8 protein-coding genes are annotated in these 2,739 nt (G+C 51.4%); all 8 read left to right on the forward strand.

All coding sequences use genetic code 11. The features are described 5' to 3' along the window. The coding region (gene rplP, locus KDK19_RS00070) for a 50S ribosomal protein L16 (protein ID WP_257291076.1) at positions 1-309 on the forward strand (309 nt) is incomplete at its 5' end. Further along, the gene (gene rpmC / locus KDK19_RS00075; protein WP_252177324.1) at positions 309-500 is read left to right on the forward strand and encodes a 50S ribosomal protein L29; all 192 of its coding nucleotides are present in this window, start codon (positions 309-311) and stop codon (positions 498-500) included. The genes rplP and rpmC, both read left to right, overlap by 1 nt. Before the next feature lie 2 nt (positions 501-502). Beyond that, positions 503-766 carry a 30S ribosomal protein S17 gene (gene rpsQ, locus KDK19_RS00080; protein ID WP_034841753.1) on the forward strand — a complete coding sequence of 88 codons (264 nt, stop codon included), beginning with the start codon at positions 503-505 and terminating at the stop codon, positions 764-766. A 104-nt stretch (positions 767-870) separates the two neighbouring features. Next, complete coding sequence (gene rplN / locus KDK19_RS00085) at positions 871-1,239, forward strand: 50S ribosomal protein L14 (RefSeq protein WP_062268071.1); 369 nt, start codon at positions 871-873, stop codon at positions 1,237-1,239. An 11-nt stretch (positions 1,240-1,250) separates the two neighbouring features. Beyond that, positions 1,251-1,568 (forward strand): 50S ribosomal protein L24, encoded by a 318-nt coding sequence (gene rplX / locus KDK19_RS00090; RefSeq protein ID WP_257253580.1) that lies wholly within the window; start codon positions 1,251-1,253, stop codon positions 1,566-1,568. Between the two features lie 11 nt (positions 1,569-1,579). Beyond that, entirely contained in the window at positions 1,580-2,119 is a 540-nt protein-coding gene (rplE, locus tag KDK19_RS00095) for a 50S ribosomal protein L5 (protein ID WP_257291077.1), read from the forward strand. 15 nt (positions 2,120-2,134) lie between these two features. Next, the gene (gene rpsN / locus KDK19_RS00100; RefSeq protein ID WP_257280865.1) at positions 2,135-2,440 is read left to right on the forward strand and encodes a 30S ribosomal protein S14; all 306 of its coding nucleotides are present in this window, start codon (positions 2,135-2,137) and stop codon (positions 2,438-2,440) included. 29 nt (positions 2,441-2,469) lie between these two features. Beyond that, the coding region (rpsH, locus tag KDK19_RS00105) for a 30S ribosomal protein S8 (RefSeq protein WP_257291078.1) at positions 2,470-2,739 on the forward strand (270 nt) is incomplete at its 3' end.

Below are 2,739 nucleotides of genomic sequence, written 5' to 3' on the forward strand. Positions count from 1 at the left end.
GCAACAGGCCGTGGACGCATAACTGCTCGTCAGATCGAAGCAGCACGTCGTGCCATGACCCGTCACATCAAGCGTGGTGGTAAAATCTGGATTCGCGTCTTCCCTGACAAACCGATCTCCAAAAAACCCCTCGAGGTTCGTATGGGTAAAGGTAAGGGTAGTGTCGAGTACTGGGTAGCACAGATCCAGCCGGGTCGTGTCCTGTACGAAATGGAAGGTGTGTCCGAAGAGCTGGCTCGCGAGGCGTTTGCCCTTGCTGCCGCAAAGCTGCCAGTGGAAACTGCCTTCGTTAAGCGGAGCGTGATGTGATGAAAGCTGCTGAATTGCGTGAAAAAACGGTTGAACAGCTCAACGAAGAGCTGGTCACACTGCTGCGGGACCAATTTAACTACCGTATGCAGAAAGCGACGGGTCAGCTGAGTCAGACTCATCTGCTGAAGCAGACCCGACGCGACATCGCCCGTATTAAGACGGCGTTGAATGAGAAGGCAGGTATTTAACAATGGCTGAAGACAAGAAAGTCCGTACTCTGACCGGTAAGGTTGTGAGTGACAAGATGGACAAGACCGTCACCGTTCTTATTGAGCGCCGTGTTAAACATCCGCTCTACGGTAAGATCGTTAAGCGGTCCACCAAGTTGCACGCTCACGACGAAAACAATGATTGCCGTATGGGTGATATTGTCACAATCAAGGAAACACGTCCTTTGTCTAAGTCCAAGACATTTGAACTGGTTTCCATTGATGAGCGTGCTACTCAAATATAAGGCCACGGTGCCCTGGGTCTGAGTAGAAGTGGCTGGTCTTGTGGCCAGCCTGTTGTAAAACGACTGGCGGGTACCCGTCTGCAGTTTGGGCTTGGAGAATAAGCATGATCCAGACAGAATCTCAACTCGAAGTAGCCGATAACTCCGGCGCTCGTCGAGTACAGTGTATCAAGGTGTTGGGTGGATCCCATCGCCGCTACGCCCACATCGGCGACATCATCAAAGTCACCGTTAAGGAAGCAATTCCACGCGGTAAGGTCAAGAAAGGCCAGGTGATGAACGCAGTTGTAGTGCGTACTAAAAAAGGCGTTCGTCGTCCAGACGGTTCCGTAATCCGCTTCGATGGCAATGCTGCCGTTCTGCTGAACGCAAGCAATCAGCCAATCGGTACCCGTATCTTTGGGCCAGTGACTCGTGAACTGCGTGGTGAGCAGTTTATGAAGATCATTTCCCTGGCACCAGAAGTACTGTAAGGGAGCAGGAAATGAAAAAGATCCGTCGTGACGACGAAGTTATCGTCATTGCAGGCAAGGACAAAGGTAAGCGCGGCAAAGTGCAAACCGTTCGTGCCGATGGCAAGCTGATCGTTTCTGGTATCAACATGATCAAGAAGCATCAGAAGCCAAACCCGACATTGGGCACCCCTGGTGGCATCGTTGAAAAAGAAGCGCCTATTCAGGCTTCCAACGTTGCAATCCTGAACACAGAAACCGACAAGGCTGATCGTGTTGGCATTGCTATCTCTGAAGATGGCAAGAAACAACGCGTGTTCAAGTCTACCGGTCAACCGGTTGACGCGTAAGGGGTGGCATAATGGCAAACTTCAAGACTAAATATCGTGAAGAGATCCTGCCCAAGCTCAGAGAAGAGCTGGGCGTGAGCAATGTTCACGAAGTTCCTCGTATCACCAAAATCACTCTGAACATGGGTGTGGGTGAAGCGATCGGTGATAAGAAAGTCATCGAAAACGCTGTTGCTGACATGGAAAAAATCGCCGGTCAGAAAGCAGTCGTTACCAAGGCACGTAAATCCGTTGCAGGCTTCAAGGTTCGTGAAGGCTGGCCAATCGGTGTTAAAGTGACCCTGCGTGACGAACGTATGTACGAATTCCTGGAGCGTCTGGTTTACATCGCCCTGCCTCGTGTTCGTGACTTCCGTGGTATCAGCCCGAAGTCTTTCGACGGCCGTGGCAACTACAGTATGGGTGTTAAAGAGCAGATCATCTTCCCGGAAATCGATTACGATAAAGTCGACGCTTTGCGTGGTCTGGATATTACCCTGACTACCACAGCCAAGACTGACGACGAAGGCCGTGCACTGCTGAAAGCCTTCAACTTCCCATTCCGTAACTGATTAAGGTACGAGCCCATGGCAAAAGTATCCATGAAGCAGCGGGAGTTGAAGCGTCAGCGCACCGTTGCCAAGTTCGCAGAGAAGCGCGCTGCGCTGAAAGCGATCATCGTCAGTCCTAACAGCTCTGAAGACGAGAAGTGGGACGCTCAGATAGCACTGCAGAAGCAGCCACGTGATGCCAGCTCATCTCGTCTGCGTAACCGCTGCCGTGTAACAGGTCGCCCTCACGGCTACCTGCGTAAATTCGGTCTGAGCCGCATCAAACTGCGTGAAGCAGCCATGCGTGGTGACGTTCCAGGTCTGGTTAAGGCCAGCTGGTAAGCGCGATTGATCTTCTGGAGAGATAGATAATGAGTATGCAGGACCCGTTAGCAGATATGCTAACTCGTATCCGTAATGCCCAAATGGCAGAACATGCATCTGTCGAAATGCCCTCTTCCAAGGTAAAGGCTGCTGTAGCCAAAGTCCTGAAGGAAGAAGGTTACATTACCGATGCACGTGTTGAAGGCGAAGTACAGAAAACTCTGATCATCGACCTGAAATACTATGAAGGCAAACCTGTCATCGAAAACCTGAAGCGCGCCAGCCGTCCGGGTCTTCGTTCTTACGCAGGTAAGGAA

This window comes from Endozoicomonas sp. ONNA1, from assembly GCF_024606325.1.
GTDB lineage: Bacteria > Pseudomonadota > Gammaproteobacteria > Pseudomonadales > Endozoicomonadaceae > Endozoicomonas_A.